At 52.8% G+C, this 18,000-nt stretch carries 20 protein-coding genes, 1 tRNA gene and 1 pseudogene; 6 read left to right on the top strand and 16 right to left on the bottom strand.

Going from position 1 to position 18,000, the window contains the following annotated elements; genetic code table 11:
- Positions 1 to 3: 3 nt before the first annotated feature.
- The 12 genes from ABWV76_RS04190 to ABWV76_RS04135 all read right to left on the bottom strand — a co-directional run bounded on the left by ABWV76_RS04190 (position 4) and on the right by ABWV76_RS04135 (position 9,644).
- Positions 4 to 357 (bottom strand): PilZ domain-containing protein, encoded by a 354-nt coding sequence (locus ABWV76_RS04190; RefSeq protein WP_020415211.1) that lies wholly within the window; start codon positions 355 to 357, stop codon positions 4 to 6.
- Between the two features lie 126 nt (positions 358 to 483).
- Positions 484 to 1,506, bottom strand: coding sequence for a DNA polymerase III subunit delta' (locus tag ABWV76_RS04185; RefSeq protein WP_353375328.1), 1,023 nt, complete (start codon positions 1,504 to 1,506; stop codon positions 484 to 486).
- Between the two features lie 78 nt (positions 1,507 to 1,584).
- Complete coding sequence (gene tmk / locus ABWV76_RS04180; protein WP_020415209.1) at positions 1,585 to 2,208, bottom strand: dTMP kinase; 624 nt, start codon at positions 2,206 to 2,208, stop codon at positions 1,585 to 1,587.
- 5 nt (positions 2,209 to 2,213) lie between these two features.
- The gene (gene mltG, locus ABWV76_RS04175; RefSeq protein ID WP_020415208.1) at positions 2,214 to 3,275 is read right to left on the bottom strand and encodes an endolytic transglycosylase MltG; all 1,062 of its coding nucleotides are present in this window, start codon (positions 3,273 to 3,275) and stop codon (positions 2,214 to 2,216) included.
- Entirely contained in the window at positions 3,272 to 4,042 is a 771-nt protein-coding gene (locus ABWV76_RS04170) for an aminotransferase class IV (RefSeq protein WP_353375327.1), read from the bottom strand. The genes mltG and ABWV76_RS04170 overlap by 4 nt, the downstream gene beginning before the upstream one ends.
- Before the next feature lie 47 nt (positions 4,043 to 4,089).
- Positions 4,090 to 5,331 (bottom strand): beta-ketoacyl-ACP synthase II, encoded by a 1,242-nt coding sequence (fabF, locus tag ABWV76_RS04165; protein WP_282950748.1) that lies wholly within the window; start codon positions 5,329 to 5,331, stop codon positions 4,090 to 4,092.
- A gap of 191 nt (positions 5,332 to 5,522) precedes the next feature.
- The gene (gene acpP / locus ABWV76_RS04160; protein WP_020415205.1) at positions 5,523 to 5,759 is read right to left on the bottom strand and encodes an acyl carrier protein; all 237 of its coding nucleotides are present in this window, start codon (positions 5,757 to 5,759) and stop codon (positions 5,523 to 5,525) included.
- A gap of 223 nt (positions 5,760 to 5,982) precedes the next feature.
- Positions 5,983 to 6,738: a 3-oxoacyl-ACP reductase FabG gene (gene fabG, locus ABWV76_RS04155; RefSeq protein ID WP_020415204.1), complete on the bottom strand. Its 756-nt coding sequence runs from the start codon at positions 6,736 to 6,738 to the stop codon at positions 5,983 to 5,985.
- 46 nt (positions 6,739 to 6,784) lie between these two features.
- Positions 6,785 to 7,729, bottom strand: a complete 945-nt coding sequence (fabD, locus tag ABWV76_RS04150) for an ACP S-malonyltransferase (RefSeq protein ID WP_353375326.1) — start codon at positions 7,727 to 7,729, stop codon at positions 6,785 to 6,787.
- A 53-nt stretch (positions 7,730 to 7,782) separates the two neighbouring features.
- On the bottom strand, positions 7,783 to 8,829 hold the full coding sequence (gene plsX / locus ABWV76_RS04145; RefSeq protein WP_282950751.1) for a phosphate acyltransferase PlsX: 1,047 nt from the start codon (positions 8,827 to 8,829) through the stop codon (positions 7,783 to 7,785).
- 3 nt (positions 8,830 to 8,832) lie between these two features.
- A complete protein-coding gene (rpmF, locus tag ABWV76_RS04140; protein ID WP_020415201.1) occupies positions 8,833 to 9,027 on the bottom strand; it encodes a 50S ribosomal protein L32 in 195 nt (64 codons plus the stop codon).
- 74 nt (positions 9,028 to 9,101) lie between these two features.
- On the bottom strand, positions 9,102 to 9,644 hold the full coding sequence (locus ABWV76_RS04135; RefSeq protein WP_282950752.1) for a YceD family protein: 543 nt from the start codon (positions 9,642 to 9,644) through the stop codon (positions 9,102 to 9,104).
- Between the two features lie 108 nt (positions 9,645 to 9,752).
- Between ABWV76_RS04135 and ABWV76_RS04130 the strand changes: the two genes are divergently transcribed.
- Positions 9,753 to 10,367, top strand: a complete 615-nt coding sequence (locus tag ABWV76_RS04130) for a Maf family protein (protein ID WP_353375325.1) — start codon at positions 9,753 to 9,755, stop codon at positions 10,365 to 10,367.
- Here ABWV76_RS04130 and ABWV76_RS04125 read toward each other — a convergent pair.
- Positions 10,342 to 10,986 (bottom strand): HAD-IA family hydrolase, encoded by a 645-nt coding sequence (locus ABWV76_RS04125; RefSeq protein WP_353375324.1) that lies wholly within the window; start codon positions 10,984 to 10,986, stop codon positions 10,342 to 10,344. The two genes, ABWV76_RS04130 and ABWV76_RS04125, sit on opposite strands and share 26 nt — an antisense overlap.
- Positions 10,987 to 10,999: 13 nt before the next feature.
- The gene (gene rluC, locus ABWV76_RS04120; protein WP_157533708.1) at positions 11,000 to 11,995 is read right to left on the bottom strand and encodes a 23S rRNA pseudouridine(955/2504/2580) synthase RluC; all 996 of its coding nucleotides are present in this window, start codon (positions 11,993 to 11,995) and stop codon (positions 11,000 to 11,002) included.
- Here rluC and ABWV76_RS04115 point away from each other — a divergent pair.
- The 3 genes from ABWV76_RS04115 to ABWV76_RS04105 all read left to right on the top strand — a co-directional run bounded on the left by ABWV76_RS04115 (position 11,994) and on the right by ABWV76_RS04105 (position 16,070).
- Positions 11,994 to 12,173 (top strand): hypothetical protein, encoded by a 180-nt coding sequence (locus tag ABWV76_RS04115; RefSeq protein ID WP_157533707.1) that lies wholly within the window; start codon positions 11,994 to 11,996, stop codon positions 12,171 to 12,173. The genes rluC and ABWV76_RS04115 overlap by 2 nt on opposite strands.
- 625 nt (positions 12,174 to 12,798) lie before the next feature.
- Entirely contained in the window at positions 12,799 to 15,816 is a 3,018-nt protein-coding gene (gene rne / locus ABWV76_RS04110) for a ribonuclease E (protein ID WP_353375323.1), read from the top strand.
- A 166-nt stretch (positions 15,817 to 15,982) separates the two neighbouring features.
- Positions 15,983 to 16,070 (top strand) — tRNA-Ser (locus tag ABWV76_RS04105).
- Between the two features lie 156 nt (positions 16,071 to 16,226).
- Here the strand turns inward: ABWV76_RS04105 and ABWV76_RS04100 are convergent.
- Complete coding sequence (locus tag ABWV76_RS04100) at positions 16,227 to 16,616, bottom strand: LexA family protein (protein ID WP_353375322.1); 390 nt, start codon at positions 16,614 to 16,616, stop codon at positions 16,227 to 16,229.
- Positions 16,617 to 16,699: 83 nt separating this feature from the next.
- Positions 16,700 to 17,245 carry a GmrSD restriction endonuclease domain-containing protein gene (locus ABWV76_RS04095; RefSeq protein WP_353375321.1) on the bottom strand — a complete coding sequence of 182 codons (546 nt, stop codon included), beginning with the start codon at positions 17,243 to 17,245 and terminating at the stop codon, positions 16,700 to 16,702.
- Positions 17,246 to 17,402: 157 nt separating this feature from the next.
- On the opposite strand from ABWV76_RS04095, the pseudogene ABWV76_RS04090 reads away from it, so the two are divergent.
- Positions 17,403 to 17,519: pseudogene (locus tag ABWV76_RS04090) on the top strand (hypothetical protein); the annotation flags it as partial.
- A 62-nt stretch (positions 17,520 to 17,581) separates the two neighbouring features.
- Entirely contained in the window at positions 17,582 to 17,947 is a 366-nt protein-coding gene (locus ABWV76_RS04085) for a hypothetical protein (RefSeq protein WP_353375320.1), read from the top strand.
- Positions 17,948 to 18,000 lie beyond the last annotated feature (53 nt).

Below are 18,000 nucleotides of genomic sequence, written 5' to 3'. Positions count from 1 at the left end.
AAGTTACAACGTATGAGTGGGTCGGCTGGACTCAAGCGTACCGGCCAAATAGGTTTCTATCTTGTTTTGCGCAATATTATCTTTATCGCCAAACTGAACCCCAATCCCGGGAGTTCTGTTACCCTGGGCTCCATTCGGAGTAATCCAAATCACCTTACCTGCCACCGGGATCTTTTCCGGCTCATCCATTAGGCTCAGCAGCAGGAACACTTCATCGCCAAGACTGTAAGATTTATCGGTACTGATAAATAAGCCACCATTCTTCACAAAGGGCATATAAGCCGCGTAGAGAACTGACTTGTCTTGAATCTTCAGCGATAGGATGCCGTTGCGGGCACCGCCTCCCATGGCTTTCATGCTCAACCTCAATGTTCTTCAATGATGCGCTAACTTATCTGAGCGTACTGATTCTGTCCAGAAACAGCGCTTTTTCATCTTTTTCGCACCTGTAATTATAAATTTGCAACCTACTGAAAAGCGGCACTAGACAGTAAAGAGCCTTGCCCAGCGAATCATCAACTCCTCAAGCAGCAGGCGACGATTGGGGTTAGCCCCGCTCTTTAACCCTTTGCGCGCTTGCAGTAGGTGATCATAGAACCCAAAGAGAGGACGCAAACCCTCCTCCCCACCACCAGGTAAACGCTGTAAAAGCGCCATTAATTGGGCATCACCGGTCAAATCACAACTGCGTACCTGGGCCATTTGCGAGATCCACTGCTGCCAAAACTGCAGAAGCTGCTCTATTTCTGTGCACTCCGGAGGAGCCTCCCAACGCCCGGCAACTGCAACAGCACTGGCGCGCCCTTCAGCAATACTCGTGAGCTCCCGCAGGAACTTTTCACGTACTTCACGGGCTTGGGGCTCTGCCAACTCAGCCGCCAACAGGGGCGCACCACCAGACAGAGCCAGCGCACGCCGTGCCAGCTGTTCTTCCAGGCCTTGATTGTGCAGCCACTGCAAAGCCACTTCCTCTGCTGGAGAGGGAAAAGTAATCGACTGACAACGGCTGCGGATCGTTGGCAACAGCCCAGCAGGAGAATCACTAATCAGCAAAAAAATAACCGATGCCGCCGGTTCTTCAAGATTTTTTAGCAGGGCATTAGCAGCATTGATATTCATCGCTTCCGCCGGTGCCAGCCAGACCAACCGCGCCCCACCGCGGCCACTAGTCCGCGAGACAAAATCACCCAATTGGCGAACCTGCTCCACCTTAAGTGGAGAACCGGCTTTTTCCGGTTCTATTCTCAGGAAGTCTGGGTGGGAACCAGCCTGCCACAAGCGGCAATCTTTACAGCCTCCACAAGCCTGGCCACCCTGCGGTTGTTCACACAACACCAACGCAGAAAAAGCTTCAGCAAATGCGCGTTTACCCAGGCCAGCCTGCCCTGTTAGCAGTAAAGCATGTGGGCAGCGCCCTGCCCGCCACTGGGCTCCAATGCGCTGCCACTGCAAGGCCTGCCAGGGCAACAGCTCGGGGATAGGTATATGTTGAAATGTTTCAGACACTGACAATTGCCAAGTTTAGATCCAGGAAATTTTTTTAAATGAACACGCCCACTTTGCCAAAGAAAGCGGATATCCGAATCAAATCAGCAGGCGCTCCAGCTCCTGGCCAAGATCCCGCTGGACCTGCTGCAGGGGCTGTCCGGCGTCAATGATGGCGTAGCGGGAAGGTGAAGCCTCGGCACGTTTGCGATAGGCGTGACGCACTCGTTGAAAGAAGCCCAAATGCTCACTTTCAAAACGATCGGCAGCACCGGTATTCGCTGCTCGTTGCAAGCCAATCTCCGGATCGAGGTCCAAAAGCAATACTTTGTCGGGACGCAATGTACCCTGTACAGTATTTTCCAGTTGTTCAATCAGTGGCCGGTCCAGTTGGCGACCACCACCCTGGTACGCATAAGTGGCATCTGTAAAGCGATCACAGATTACCCACTCACCACGCTCCAGCGCAGGTAGGATAACCTGGGCCAGATGTTGGGCACGTGCTGCGAACACCATCAGCAGCTCAGCGGTCGGATTCACAGGCTCTTCACGCTTCGCCAGGAGCAATTCTCTCAACTGTTCTGCCAAAGGCGTACCGCCAGGCTCACGGGTTTGAATAAACGGAATATTACGGTCTGTTAACCATTGGGTAATAAATTTCAGGTTGGTTGATTTACCAACACCTTCACCCCCTTCCAGGGTTATAAATTTTCCGCGCGACACTGTAACTAATTTCCTTTTGCTGGACTGGAGCGGTAATCCGCTCGTCGCTTCAGCTGATACTCTCGCACTGCACGGTTGTGCTCTGTCAGAGTTGTCGAAAAATGATGGGAGCCATCCCCCTTCCCCACAAAGTAAAGACTCCTGCCCGGCTTCGGGTTTAATGCAGCCCTAATAGCTGCACGTCCAGGCAAAGCAATCGGTGTAGGTGGAAGCCCATCGATTACATAAGTATTGTAAGGAGTCGATTGGCGCAAATGGGCGCGGGTGAGATTACCATCATAATCCTCTCCCAGCCCATAAATCACGGTGGGGTCTGTCTGCAACCTCATTCCCTTGTGCAACCGGCGAACAAAAACCCCCGCAATCTCGCTGCGCTCGGAAGGCTGCCCGGTTTCCTTCTCTATCAGCGAAGCCATAATCAGTGCCTCGTAGGGGGACTTGTAAGGAAGGTCATCCCCTTTAGCCTGCCACTCTTCCTCGAGAACCTGCCGCATACGCTCATAAGCTTCTCGCAGGAGTTCGATATCGGTAGTACCGGATCGGTAAACATAAGTATCCGGGAAGATCCACCCTTCCACAGCGCCTTCGTCAAGCCCCAGTGCTTTAGCTGCAGCGCTGACAGTTCTGCCCGCTTCAGATTTTACAATATTCCGCCCGGACCTGATTTTTTCCAGGGCTTGTCGAAACGTCCAGCCCTCAACCAGAGTCACCCGGTAACTGGTGACCTCTCCTCTATTCAGGCGCGCAATCAGATCCATAGCAGTGCTACCGTGGGGCACCAGATATTCCCCGGAGTGAATATCGGTTTTACCTTCCCAGTAGGCGTAGGCGAGAACCAGGCGCGGCCAGTTGATTACACCTTTGGTCTTCAACTCCCGGAGGGTTTTCGAAAGACTACCGCCCTTTTCTACCTGCAACTGTAAACCGCTTTCCTGCAGCTGAAGCGGTGTCGCCAAGGCTGCCTGCAGCACCCATGCAGAAGCTGCCACCAGCACGCACGCCAGGAGAACGCTGGCAAAAAAGGCCTTCCATAACTTACCGAGGGCGCCGGCCCGCTTTTTCTTCACCACAATGCTTCCACGATCAACTGCTGTAACCTCCGCGCACCAGGTCCTATCGACCAACTTTTATAGCCAATAATCTCGACAACAGGTATTACTCCGCGAACACTGTTGCACAGGACCACTTCATCTGCCTCACAAAATGTCTCGATGTTCATATCCTGCTCCTGCCACCGGATATGACCGGAAAGCCAATCCAGCATAACCCCATGAACACCACACCTGGTCAAATTTGGAGTTACCCAAGTATTTCCAAATCTCGCCAAGAGATTACAGCGCAGGCTCTCAATTACTCGGCCCGAATCATCAAATATCAAACCGTCGAGGCGTTCACCATCAGGCAGCTCGGCTCTCGCAGCATTATATCGACTGCGATCCAAAAATTTGCAGCCCAAGTTCTTACTTTCCGAGCTGAGCAGCCTAGTGTGGCAAGGATACAGGCGAGCACCAAGCTCCTCTTCAAGACCGCGCATCAGGGGCAGGAAAGCTAAGTCCCAGCACTCACGCCCATCGACAAACCCTACACGAAGTCGTGCAACTGCTGCATTTTGACTACATTTAGCAGCCAATTTTTTAATAAAGCGGTCAATATCAGAAAGAAGCAGTGCGCTGAGGGCAGAGCTGCGTACCAGCCGAGATCGGTGTAGAGACCACAGCGGCAGACTTCCGTTGTGACAACGCATGGTTTCGAGGATTCCATTTGCATAGTCACTATCGGGCACCAGTTCGCTAGCCCGGCGCCCTTTTCGGTAGAACTGCGGCAACTTGGACATACTCTCCTCGGGGTGAGAGTTGCCCGCCCTACGGCGGGCAGGCAGGGTCAGACTCGCTTAAAAATCAGCGAGCCATTAGTGCCACCAAACCCGAAGGAGTTGGATAACACAGACTCAATGGCTGTTGGCTGCGCCTCTTGGGGCACTAAATTAATATCGGCGCACGCCTCATCTGGTTCATAGAGGTTCATCGTGGGCGGGGCTATTTGGTCACGTAGCGCCAACACAGAGAATACCGCTTCGATCGCACCGGCAGCGCCCAAAAGGTGACCTGTCATAGACTTAGTGGAGCTAACAGCTAGTTTTTCAGTGTTACCTGCAAAAACCTTCTGAACAGCCTCGATTTCCGCTTTATCCCCCAGAGGAGTGGAGGTGCCATGGGCATTGATATACTGGATCTCATCAGCATTCATGCCTGCATCCTTGAGCGCATTCTGCATAGATAGCGCCGCACCCGCACCATCTTCCGGTGGCGACGTCATGTGGTGGGCATCACCACTCATACCAAAACCGCTCAATTCCGCATAGATATTCGCACCACGTGCTTTGGCATGCTCATACTCTTCCAGCACAAGTACTGCAGCCCCCTCACCCAGAACAAAACCATCCCGGCCTTTGTCCCAAGGACGGCTGGCAGTTTGGGGATCATCGTTACGTGTCGAGAGCGCCCTAGCTGCACAGAATCCACCGAGCCCGACAGGAGTGGTCACCATTTCTGCACCACCACACACCATCACATCGGCATCACCATACTGAATCGTACGCATGCCAAGGCCCAACGCATGAGTGCCTGTTGTACACGCCGTGGTCACCGCAAGGTTCGGCCCACGCAGGCCGTACTTAATAGACAGATTACCAGCGACCATATTAATAATGGCACCAGGCACAAAGAAAGGCGATACGCGGCGAGGTCCCTTCTCCGCAATTAACATCGCATTGTCTTCGATGGCCATAATGCCACCCATTCCGGAGCCAATGCAGGTCCCCATGCGCTGGGCACCCTCGCCACTCACCTCCAGACCACTATCCTGCATAGCCTGGATACCTGCAATCAAACCGTATTGCAGAAAAGTATCCATCTTGCGCGCATCTTTCGCGGGCATATAAGGAGTGGGATCGAAATCTTTTACCGTAGCTGCAAAGCGGGTTGAGAAAGCTGAAACATCAAAGGTTTCTATCGGAGCTGCGCCAATGGCCCCCTTCAGAATGCCAGACCAAGTTTCTCCTACGGTGTTACCCAACGGGCTGACTACGCCCATTCCGGTTACAACAACTCTTCTGTGCGACACTGCGGTCCCCCCGAAACTCTTGCGGCCGCTGCACTCCCCCCGTACGGTGAGGGAAACAACATTCGGCCAGCAGTCACAATTCCATAGTGCTCATAAAAAGAGAGCCGCGCTATGTAACATAGAACGGCTCTCAGAATCGCTTGGCTACGTACAGACACTATGCTGTTCGCGCCTAAACTACCCAGCAGGAATTAACCAAGGTTGTCCTTGATATAATCCATTGCCAGCTGAACAGTAGTGATTTTTTCGGCTTCTTCGTCAGGGATTTCAGTTTCGAATTCCTCTTCCAAAGCCATAACCAGCTCAACTGTGTCGAGTGAGTCCGCGCCCAGATCTTCAACAAAAGAGGCTTCAGGCTTTACGTCTTCTTCCTTCACGCCCAGTTGTTCAGCAACGATCTTTTTAACGCGCTCTTCAATGCTGCTCATGATTCAATTTAACTCCTAGTGGGTAAAAATCTGTTTTAGTCGTTATTGTTATTTCACCAACTTAATTGACGGTGATAACGACCGGCTCACACAGCTTTTGGATAATTCAGAGGCCATTGTACCCCAAGTTTTTAGGGATGTAATGTACGGCCCTGCACCACCATCAGCAAATAACAAAATACTCCTAAAATCAATGAGTTAAAGAAGTATTTTTAAACAAACATCAGGTCATGTACATGCCGCCATTGACATGAATTGTCTCACCAGTGACATATCCTCCGGCATCGCTTGCCAGGAAGGCTACCACAGATGCGATTTCTTCGGGCTGACCAAGACGGCCCAAGGGGATTTTACCAAGTAGCGCTTCGCGCTGAGCTTCTGGCAACACCTTGGTCATATCTGTATCAATAAAACCCGGAGCCACAGTATTTACGGTAATTCCACGAGAACCAATCTCGGCCGCAAGGGACCGCGCAAAACCAGCAACACCCGCTTTAGTAGCCGCATAATTGCTTTGTCCGGCATTACCCATGCTACCGACTACAGAGCTGATATTAATAATTCGCCCCCAGCGAGCCCTGGTCATATCCCGCAAGCAGGTTTTGGTCATACGAAAAACTGCAGATAAGTTAGTTTCAACAACAGAATCCCACTCATCGTCCTTCATGCGCATCAGCAGGTTATCTTTAGTGATACCTGCGTTATTTACCAAAATCGTTGGCACGTCAAAGTCATTCTTTATGGCAGCATGAAGTCCGGCAATACTCTCCGCACTGGTAACATCAAGCACCATACCAGCTCCCTTGATGCCCTTTTCAGCAAAGCGCGTGCTAATTTTTTCAGCACCGCCTTCACTGGTGGCAGTGCCGACCACTGTTGCCCCCAGGCTACCCAACATATCTGCAATTGCCGCACCAATACCGCGGCTGGCACCGGTAACCAGGGCTACTTTGCCCTCCAGGGAAATCATTAGGCTCATACTCGCTTTATCCTTATTCAACCAATGGCAGTCGCCAAAACACTACTCAGACCGCTGTAGCTCTCAGTGCCTCATTGAAATTACTGGGGCTGTCGATGTTGTGGCAAGCAACACTGCGATCAATACGCTTTGTCAATCCAGCCAGCACCTTGCCTGGCCCACACTCAACCAACTGCGCAGCGCCATCGGCGATAATCTTGCGGGTACATGCAGTCCAGCGTACCGGGCGATAGATTTGCTCAATCATTAGAGCCTTAATTGCGGCAGGATCCGGTTCAACTCCCGCATGCACATTGTGCACAACCGGAATTTCAGGTGTGTTAAATTCCGCCGCTTCAATCTGGGGAGCAAGCTTCTCCGCCGCTGGGCGCATCAACTCTGTGTGGAACGGGGCACTTACCGGCAGGGACATTGCTTTCTTAGCGCCGGCAGCCTTGCAGGCCTCTATAGCACGATCAACCGCTGCGCTATTGCCGGCAATCACTATTTGCCCAGGAGAGTTGTAATTTACAGCGGAAACCACCTCACCTTCTGCAGCACTGGCACAAGCAGCTTCCACAGCCTCATCTTCGAGACCTATCACTGCAGCCATAGCACCTGCACCCACAGGAACCGCTTCCTGCATCAAACGACCGCGCTCCCGAACAAGATGCACTGCATCTTTAAAGACCAGCACTCCAGCACAAACCAGGGCAGACCACTCCCCCAGGCTATGCCCCGCCATACGAGCAGGCTGGGCTCCCCCACGGGCACGCCACAGGCGATACAGGGCTACACTGGAAGTCAAAAGAAGAGGCTGGGTGCGCTGAGTGAGATTGATCGCCTCTTGCTCACCGTTCTGGCAGAGATCCCACAGATCATAACCAAGAACCTCTGAAGCTTCGGCGAAAGTGGCCTGGATTTCGGGAGCCTCTTGAGCAATCTCAGAAAGCATACCGATCTTCTGAGATCCCTGCCCCGGAAAGACAAATGCAAGCGCAGCATTGGTCATAAGATATCCTTAAACCTATTTGGCAAATTTCAGTAGGAGGGGGAACGTACTTCCTACCCCATTTCCTTTGAGTTTCGCTCGCCAGCCTGGGCCATAGCGGCACCAACCTTGGCGGCCAGGTTGGCATCAGCACATTCCTTCGCCGTCACCATTGCCCGGTAAAAAGCCTCGCTACTGGCTCCTCCGTGACTTTTGATCACGTTGCCCTTCACCCCTACAAAGCTGGCGCCATTATAGCGAGCGGGTTCCACCTGTGTACGCCATTTTCGCAACAGCTTTATGGCTAATTGGCCAAAAAAACGCTTGAAACACCCCTTTTTCTCGATAGTGAACGCTTTTTGACCCATTAGTCGAATCACACCCTCAGCGGACTTCATCGCCACATTTCCCATCAACCCATCGCAGACAACCACATCGACAGAACCGGTAAATATGTCGTGCCCTTCCACAAAGCCCACATAGTTGACCTCTGGATCCGCCTCAAGCAGCTCTGAAGCGCGACGAATCTCAGCAGTCCCTTTGTGTGCCTCCGAGCCAATATTCAGTAAAGCGACCTCAATACTCTCGCGGGGGATAGCCGTATGAATGTGCTGAGCTTCAATACCCATACGCGCAAACTGCAACAAATCTTCCGCGCTACAACCAACATTCGCACCGAGGTCCAAAAGATAGCAGGAGCCGTGGCCGGAAGGGACCGATTTGCCCAGCGCGGGCTTTCGAACGCCATCAATATTACCCAGTATGCTACGACTCAGGGCCAACAGCGCGCCGGTATTTCCCGAGGTAACCATAGCCTGGGCATCACCACTGGCAACCGCCTTCAAGGCCTCTGCCATAGTGGAGCCACGCTTGCGTCGCACGGCCTGCAGCGGATTACACTCTTGCGTAACAACCTGGGCGCAATCGACTATTTCAAGACGGTTAGAAAATCGGGTTTTGTGAAACTCAAGGATCAGAGTCTCAAGCTGCGCGCGAGGGCCAAATAACTTCAGCTGCGCATTGGGGAAATTTTGAAGAAATCTAATACAGGCCGGAACGACAGAGCGGGGACCTAAGTCCCCGCCCATTGCATCCACGGCCAATCGCAATTGGCTGGACAAGGCTTACTCTTCTTCGGAGCCGCCGCCGATTTCAATCACCTTGCGACCGCGGTAGAAACCGTCTTTGGTCACGTGGTGGCGACGATGCTTCTCACCGGTGGTAGGGTCCACAGAGAGAGTTGCACCAGCACCCAGGGCGTCGTGAGAACGGCGCATGCCGCGACGGGAACGAGTCTTCTTGTTTTGTTGAACAGCCATTGCTAGCTCCTAAAATAAACAAATTTCACTGGAACCGGGGCGCCTACCGGCGAGCCCAAACTCCTCGAATAAATCTAGGACTTACCCGAAGAACCCTTCAACTGCTCCAGCACTTTAAAGGGGTTTTCTCGTTGCTCACCCGCCTCCGCTTTCTCCTCACCGACATGAAAACTGTCCCTGGAGACGCATTCCTCATCGTGATAAGCCACCATCGGCAGATTGAGCAAAATTTCATCTTCAAGGATCTGGTGCAGGTTTAGCTCCTCGCTTTCCTGGATCACCGGATCCAGATCCTTGGGGAGGGCTTTACCCTGCTCCTCAGACCAAACGATACCCCAGCAAAACTGTGCCTCAATCTGCTCACGCACTGGGTGCAGGCAGCGCTGGCACAGCAGCTCAACAGTACACGACACTTTGCCGTTTACAGTGAGATGACCTTGCAGATCGCGCCCAAATTGCAATTCAGACACGACCTCCCCATCCACAGATTCCACGGCTGTACGCAGTCGATCCAGTGGTTCCCACGGCAAAATACCGTCTAAATACTGTTCACGCTGCACCAATTTCCGAGCATCAATGCTCTTTGGTAATACTGATTTTGAGGGGGCTATCGACATAAGCGCGCAATTCTATGGACTCACTCTACCCTTGTCAAAACAATTAAGGCGCTGCAGTATCGCGCGGTCACAAACTTCGACCAATCAATTACGGAAACACCCCCTGGAATGTCTCTTTCACTGATACTGGCCTCAAGCTCCCCCTACCGCAGAGCATTACTAGGGCAATTGCACCTCTCCTTTGAACATATTGCACCCCAGATAAATGAGGAGGCAAAACCCGGGGAGAGTGCCAACGCTTTAGCCCTGAGGCTCGCTGAGGAAAAAGCTCACGCACTGGCGCCAAAGAACCCTCAATCGCTGATTATTGGCTCCGATCAGGTAGCAGAGTGCAATGGCCGCATCCTGAGCAAGCCAGGTAACCGCGAACGGGCAATTACCCAACTCCGCGCCTGCTCCGGCAACAAAGTTACCTTCTTTACCGGGTTAACCGTACTTAACAGTACGACCAAGAGACAACTGAGCTCAGTAGAAATCTACACCGTTTACTTCCGCCAGCTCGGTATGGAGCAGATAGAGCGCTATATAGATCTGGAGGAGCCCTACGATTGCGCGGGCTCATTCAAAGTTGAAGGGCTAGGTATCACGCTCTTTGAAAAACTAGAGGGCTCAGATATCAACACTCTGGTGGGCCTCCCCCTGATTCGCCTGGTAGATTTCCTTGGTGAATTCGGCATCAGCCCACTAGCACCAGCAACTAGGGAACCAAAGGCGGCCAGCTAAGCAGGCCTGAGAACTCATCAATTATGGCCTTGGGCCGACATTCCTGCAGCCTGGTAGGGCAATGGGCGCCATAACTAACACCGATGGACGGCATCTCAATAGCCGCTGCCATGTCCAAATCGTAAACCGTATCACCAACCATGACAGCTTCCTCAGCCTTATGGCCGGTTTCAGACAGCAACTCGCTTAGCATCAGTGGATCAGGCTTGGAGGCAGTCTCATCGGCACAGCGACTAGCGACAAACAAATGCCCCACTCCATGCTCTTTGAACTCGCGATTGAGGCCCCGGCGACTTTTACCTGTCGCCACTGCCAGCTGATGTCCGACACAAAGCAGCTTATCGAGGGTATCCAACACCCCATTGAAAAGCGGCAAGGGTTCCACCCTCGCAGCCATCCACTCCTCTGAGTAAAACTGCCGCAAAGCCAGCTTATCCTCACTTACAGCTTCAGGGAAAAGTGTTGCCACAGCCTCCGGCAGGCCGAGTCCGATAATATTGCTTACCGCCTCAGGTGCCAGGACCGGCAACCCTACCCGCTCAGCCGCTCGCAACATGCAAGCGACAATACGCGACTCAGAATTACAAACTGTGCCATCCCAATCGAGAATAACCAACATACAACCAGCAGACCTATTCTTCCCGCAACTTCTTCAACAACGCCTCTAACTCGCCGGGCAGGGGCGCTTCAACATGCACCCTCTCACCGCTGGGGAGCGAACAACGGACCGAAGCGGAGTGGAGAAACAGACGCTTTAGCCCGCGGGAGCGAAACTCCCGGTTTGTGTCATCTGGGGTATATTTAGCATCCCCAGCTAAAGGGCAACCCACAAACTGTGCGTGAACCCGGATCTGGTGAGTACGCCCGGTCACTGGCACCGCCGAAACCAAAGTGGCCGCCTTGAAACGTTCAAGCAACTGAAAGCGTGTCTCTGAGGGCTTACCCTCAGGGTGTACTGACACCATACGCTCCCCACTCTTTAGGGTGTTTTTACGCAGGGGAGCCTCAACCAACCGCCGACCTCGAGGCCATTTGCCCACGGCCAGCGCCAGATAAGACTTGCCTATCTGGCCGTTACGCAATTCTGACTGCACATGCTGCAAAACGGCACGCTTGCGCGCCACCATAATGGCACCACTAGTATCACGGTCGAGACGGTGTACCAACTCTATAAAGCGACTCTGCGGATACATCTGCCGCAACACCTCAATCAAGCCGAGGCGCACGCCACTGCCGCCATGCACCGCAAGGCCTGCAGGCTTATTGATCACCATTAACCCATTATCATCATATAGTATGGATTCTTTCACCAGCTGGCGCAGCTGCTCTCCTGCAACAGGGGCCGGAGTTTGCTCGGCTGCACGGATTGGCGGCACACGCACCACATCCCCCGCCACCAACTTGTATTCCGCCTTAACCCGTCCTTTATTTACTCTTACCTCACCCTTGCGCAGGATTCGATAGATTCTTGAACGGGGCACACCTTTAAGGCGCGCCTGTAAAAAGTTGTCAATCCTTTGCCCTGCCAACTCATCCGGCACAGTTAAAAACTGCACGCCGCCAGAAGGGTTCCAGGTATCAGAGGGGCTATCGGCCTCAGCCGGTTTTTGGGGAGGTATACTTCGCATGACGCGCATCATAGCGCCGCAGCAGGGACAATTGAAGCACCCTCCTGCCCGTGCTATATTCGGCCGGCCTGAATTCCGCTGGTTTTCGGCCACTGGCAACTTCCCACATGAAGAGACAGCCATGGCTTCAGAGAAAATACCGCTGTTCGGCCGGTGCGCGGGAATGCCGCGTCATTGATAGAAACTTAGCTGATGAGTGCCTCCCAAAACGAGAACCCTATGGGGGCCTCAGCAGCAAAACAGCCCACTGTTAGGTGGGTAAATATCGCGAAGGTAAGACGGGCCGTGACCCGCAGCGCTTGAAAGGACGACTCATAAACTTGCGTCCCGCTTTGTAGAAAATAATGCCAGCGACCGCACTGGCTACCCGGGTGTTCCAGCTTCCACGTGCCCGGTGAACAAAATATAGAACACACAGATCGGCCAAAAGCCGAACTACAGAGCCCGTATTGATGACGCAAACCTTGCCACCCAGCTAGAAACTGACCGAAGGGTGGCGCCCAACCCGGCCATGGAAGCCTATGGCACAGGTACAGGGCGGTACTAGCAAAAGGTACTTAAGGAAGAACGGTGCTAACCAATAGCGCCAACGGATAGCAGCATCGTGAGGCTTATCCGGAGTTTTTGCAGTGAGAACAATGGGCGAACACTCGTCTCAAAAAGCCGTGTAGATCGAATTTGCGGCAGAGCCAGTGCCACCCAATTCCCTGCCCCGCTTTCCGGTCCTCTCCGGTAGGCGGCCAACAAGCAAGTCTGCGAACAGCGGTGTCAAACCTTTGCGCAACGCAAGGAAAACGACACGCATGAAAAGAATGCTAATCAACGCAACCCAGCCTGAGGAGTTGCGTGTAGCCCTGGTGGACGGCCAGTGGCTGTATGACTTGGATATTGAGAACCGAACACGTCAGCAGAAAAAAGCCAATATCTACAAGGGCAAGATTACCCGCGTAGAACCTTCTCTCGAAGCCGCATTCGTTGATTATGGCGAAGAGCGTCACGGCTTCCTCCCTCTGAAAGAAATTTCCCGAGAATACTTCCTCAAGCAGCCCAAAGACATTGAAGGCCGCATCAAGATTAAAGATGTCGTCAAAGAAGGCATGGAAGTTATCGTACAGGTGGACAAGGAAGAGCGCGGCAACAAAGGCGCCGCCCTAACTACTTTCGTTAGCCTTGCCGGGCGCTACCTGGTACTGATGCCAAACAATCCTCGCGCTGGCGGTATCTCCCGCCGCATTGAAGGTGACGAGCGCTCGGAACTGCGCGATGCCCTGGCCAGCGTTGAGGTACCCTCAGGCATGGGCATAATTGTGCGCACCGCAGGTGTGGGTCGTAGCGGTGAAGAGCTGCAATGGGACCTCAACTACCTACTGAAACTGTGGGTAGCCATAAAAGAAGAGGCGGACACCTCCAAAGCACCGCATTTTCTTTTCCAGGAAAGCAATGTCATCATCCGCGCTATTCGCGACTATATGCGTGACGATATTGGCGAAGTGATTGTTGACGACAAAGGCGCCTTCGAACTGGCAGCAGAATTTGCCCGCCAGGTAATGCCTCACTACGCAAATAAAGTAAAGTACTACGAAGATGCCATTCCACTCTTTAACCGTTATCAGATTGAAAGCCAGATAGAGACAGCCTTCGAGCGGGAAGTGAAACTACCTTCCGGCGGCTCTATCGTAATCGATGTTACCGAGGCACTGGTTTCCATCGACATCAACTCCTCCCGTGCCACCAAAGGTGGAGACATCGAGGAAACGGCCCGCAGCATTAACCTGGAAGCAGCAGACGAAATCGCCCGACAACTGCGTCTGCGCGATATGGGCGGCTTGGTTGTTATCGACTTTATCGATATGCAGAGCAAATCCAACCAGCGCGAAGTTGAAAAGCGCATGGAAAAAGCGCTCAGCATGGATCGCGCCCGAGTACAGGTTGGACGCATCTCCCGCTTTGGCCTCCTGGAAATGTCGCGCCAGCGCCTGCGCCCCTCCCTCGGGGAAACGACCTTCCGCGTCTGCCCCCGCTGTAGCGGCCAGGGCACTATTCGTGGCACCAAATCCCTGGCTCTCTCTATCCTCCGCCTGGTGGAAGAAGAAGCCAAAAAAGAGCGTAGCGCAGAAATTCGCGCCATCACCCCTGTGAATGTCGCCACCTACCTGCTCAACGAAAAACGCAAGGCTATTTCCCAAATCGAGTCCCGCAATAAAACCCGCGTAGTTGTAGTACCCAATGCGGATATCGAGACCCCGCACTTTGAAGTGCAGCGCCTGCGTGATGACGACACCGCAACCCTGGAAACCTCTTACAAGATTTCCGGTACCGTGGAAGAAACCATCACCAAAAAAGATGAGAAGCCGCAGCGCACTCCAGCCCAGCCTGCCGTACAGCAGATTGCCCACACCGCACCTGCCCCCACTCCGGAGAAGAAGCCAGAGCCGGGGCTGTTCAGCCGCCTGATGACTGCAATTGCCTCTCTCTTCAAGAGCGAAGAGGCAGAGCCTAAAAAGCACCAAAAATCTAAAAACCGCGGCAAGGATTACCAGCGCGACCGCAACCGTAATCGCAACCAACGCAGTGGTCGTGGTAACCGCAATGGCCGCCCTACACGCCGCAAAGACGATCGCCGTGATGATTCCAAACGTGAAGATCAGCGAGAAGAGAAACAACAGACCAAGCAATTTGAAGATCGCGAAACCGGCGCCGAGCGTGGCGAGAGTCAGCGCCGCCGCCGTCGTCGTCGCAGCAATGACAATCGCCGCCGGGATGAAAGCCGCAGTGTAGTGGCTGAGAACGAGAGCACTAGCGAATCCTTTGAGCAGGCAGGTGATAGCGGCGAACAGCGCCCTGCGCGCCGCCCAAGCAATGTACGCGGTCGCCCACAGGCCCGCCGCCGCGGCCGCCGCACAGAAAATACTGCTGCAGCTGCCGTAGCCCAGAGCCAGGAAGAGCTGAATCGCGAAGTCAATGAAGCCATTGATGAAGCGGAAAGCGAAGCCAGGAAGTCCAAGGAATTTACTGCAGAAAACCATGGCGAAACACCCATGCGCAAGAGCGAGCGCCGGGAACAAAAGCCAAAATCTACCCAGGCGCAACCCAAGCCAGCAGTAGAGATCCCTGAGCGCTCACCTGCGCCTGTGAAAACTGAGGTCGCAGCGGAAGCCTCTATCGAGCCCAAGCAAGCTGAACCCTACGCTGCATTTACTGCAAAAGTTGAAAGGGCTTCTACCCCTGCAGCGGAAGCGACTCCGGCACCCACAAAGGAAAAAGAACAAACAACTCTCGCTGCCAAGCAAGAACCTGCAGTAAAAGTTCCAGCTGAAGGACCTGCTGCGACTCAAGGAGAAACAGAAAGCACAGCTCCAGCCAGAGAAGAACTGGCAGTTGAGGCAACACCAACCGCAGAAACTCTGACTGCAGCAGAAGCAACCCAGGCTGAACCGGAAGATGCCGAGGAAATCGCATTGTCCGAAGCCAATGAGGTAGCAGAAATACTGGAGCAGCACAGCGAAACCAGCGAAGTTACGGACCAGGTAGAAGTTGTGGCCGCAGAAGCTGAAGCTTCTGAAAAAGTTACCACTCCCGCCGCTCAAGGCCGTGCCAGCAATGACCCTCGCATCAACCCCAAGCCCCTGCTTGAACTTGCCATTGTGACTGAGCACCGCCAGGTAGGCTCCCAGCAACCACTGGATACCGCCCAACCTGCAGCGATCTCTCACAGCCCGCGCTCACTGTCCCGCCCGGCCAATGATCCGCGCCTGGCCCGCCAGACGACACGGGTAACCACCGAGGATGGTAGCGACCGCAATTCGGCAGAAGCTGGCTAAATAAAGCCACTAGAGCCGCCAGCCCCTCTGGGACTGGCGGCTATTTATGCCCGACGTGTTTGTCGGGACTGGTCAATAAACCACCTAACCTATTGAACTAATTAAAAAAAAATCACAATGGCGCTTGTATGTAGCACGAAGCTATGTATAATGCGCAGCACAATTTGGTGGGGTGGCTGAGTGGTCGAAAGCGGCGGTCTTGAAAACCGTTGACTGTAACAGGTCCCAGGGTTCGAATCCCTGCCCCACCGCCACTTTTAAACATAAAGCCCTGATTTATCAGGGCTTTTTTGTTTCTGCCTTCTCCGTTCCCCCACTTGTTCCCCCATTCTTCTAACGCTAACGCACATCACTCCCCAGCATGCCTCTAGGCGCTTTTCTTTCCTCAAGTGATATCTGTGCCCTTTAGGCTAACCGCCACGGTGGTAGCGAATTGACGCTTTCACCACCCCTTCCACTATCAATTCCTGCCCCTCCCAAATGGGAATAGGTTGATATCTGTCACTAGCCGGCATTAGCCGCCCAAGCCTCTTATCCAAAATTTTGCATGTCAACTGGCCATCCAGGGCCACCACCACTACATCGCCATGAACAGGTGTAAGAGAGCGATCAACGATAAGGACATCACGATCAAAGATCCCAATGCCTTGCATAGAATCGCCATTGGCGCGAGCCATGAAGGTCGCAGGTGGATTAGTTATTAAATGTTCATCAAGGCTGAGAGCAGCCTCTTTATGATCATCTGCTGGAGAGGGGAAACCGCAGGCGACGCCACTGCTGAATAGAGGGGATAGTTTCATAAGGGCACCCAAATACTGTATATGTATACAGTCTATTGCTGAGGATGCCCAGCGAGCAAGAATAATAAGTGACCAAAGAGCCCCTACTCTTCCAGTAAAGCTAGTATCTGAGTTGACTCTTCTGGAGAGAACTTAAGTCCATACTTCTCCACTATTGCCATGAAGCGTTGCACATAGATAGCCTGGACGGGCTCATAGGGTGGCATCCACTCATCAGGCCCTTTATCACCCTTACTTTGATTTCGACCATCATCAACGAGCCAAAGGTTTTCAGGGTCTTCTGCAAACTGCCTCTTCAGCTCAACGGTCCAATTGGCACCACCATGCTCGTGCGCCCAGGACAACGGCACGATATGTTCAACATCCAGGTCAGAGGCCAGATTGAAAAATTGGCCCGTGTATGGGTCCAGCCAGAGACCGGTGTCTACCGTGCACTGCTTGTCATTGGTGAAGGTTACTGGAGCCAGGGAGAACTGAACTAGCAGCTCATGACGTGTGCTCTGGTAGTCTCTATCAGCATCAGACCAGCGTGGCAGCCATTCGTGACGATCGTATTCGTTGGTGTTGGCTACAGCCTCAAAACAACCAGACAAAGCGGTGGATAGGACAATTGGTAGAATTAGGCGCATGACAACCCCCTTTATTGTTTAGAGGAATCGTACAAGGTGCATTGTGATAGAACAAATACAGATGATCACATCGCAGTAATGAACATATGCGTAGTATCTTGTACTTTTCCGCAAGTGGGTGATCAATCCGGCCGCGGCGGAAATCTGTTAGCATACCGATTTAGATGTGGCCTATCTGCCGATTAAAAGAGGGCGGAGGATTACCGGGCTGGAGTTTTCTATGGTGCGCAAAACGCAGCCGGATTTGTTTGCTTTGGAAGAGGCAGAGGATTAATTCAAACGGATAGGGACAGGATGAAGAGTTGTAACAATTGCCATTTTTTAAGCAAAAATAATATGGGACTTCAAACAAATTCACTTTCCAGCGATGATCGCAAAAAAATATCAGATGGGAAAGGCCACCAGCTGTTGGGGTATACGCTTTTGTGCCACAAAGGCGTTTGGGATGAGGGCATAGCCTCTCAACTCCGAGAGGATCGGTACGCGCGAATTTGTGGAGAAAACAGAGAAAATTTTTGCTTCTACTTCCCGGTACATAAGGGAATGTCTTTTAAGGCAGCAGAAGAGCTGGAGACCAGAGAACAGGAGTATACCCGAACCAATAAAAGCAACCGTTATACTTTGTATGGCTTACTAATCGCTGCTTTCGGGTTATTTGCCAATGCGGTGTTAATCTACTTCAAGCTGGGGAATCCCCTATGAAGCGGTGGGAATTTATATGGATTGGTTAGTCTGGGTTTCATGTGGAGCAATAT

It is taken from the genome of Microbulbifer sp. NBRC 101763 (genome assembly GCF_040371615.1).
Taxonomy (GTDB): domain Bacteria; phylum Pseudomonadota; class Gammaproteobacteria; order Pseudomonadales; family Cellvibrionaceae; genus Microbulbifer; species Microbulbifer variabilis.
The sequence above is the reverse complement of the archived record's forward strand: the minus strand, read 5'-3'. Positions and strand labels throughout refer to the sequence as shown.